Source organism: Ligilactobacillus salitolerans (assembly GCF_003864415.1).
Taxonomy (GTDB): Bacteria; Bacillota; Bacilli; order Lactobacillales; family Lactobacillaceae; genus Ligilactobacillus; species Ligilactobacillus salitolerans.
The window spans coordinates 1-458 of the sequence record NZ_BFFP01000109.1; the positions used below are offsets into that span (position 1 = coordinate 1).

Here is a 458-nt window from a genome sequence, read left to right on the forward strand (position 1 = left end):
TTTAAACCCGGGTAATACTTGACTGTCTGCCCGTCCAATTCTGTTTCATCCTTATGAAACAAGCGCCATTGATGCTTTAAGGCTTTGTATGTTCTGCTTCGATGATCAGCCAGGCTCTTAAGGCTTTTGACCCGTTCCCGATCTAAGATTCCACCGACCAGCTGTACAATATGAAAGCGATCAAAGACAATTGCGGCATTCGGAAAAATTAGATGAACGAATTGTTGGTACTGGGCATTGAGATCCATAGTCACCAGTTTGACTTCCTGTCGTTCCGTCAGGGAATAGGTATTGGTGAAATTTTCGGTGATCGTTTTAGTGAGCCTGTTTGACAATAAAGCAACTAGTTCGTGTGTTTTGGCATCGATACAGATAAAGGAAAACTGGCCCTTGACTGAACGAAACTCATCAAAAGACAAGGCTGTTGGCAACTGATGCGGTTTAACCAGTGCTTCTTT

General features: G+C 43.2%; 1 protein-coding gene. It reads right to left on the reverse strand.

Translation table 11 applies throughout. From position 1 onward, the window contains the following. Nucleotides 1-458: transposase (locus LFYK43_RS12280; protein WP_148095637.1), on the reverse strand; the 458-nt coding region annotated here is incomplete at both ends.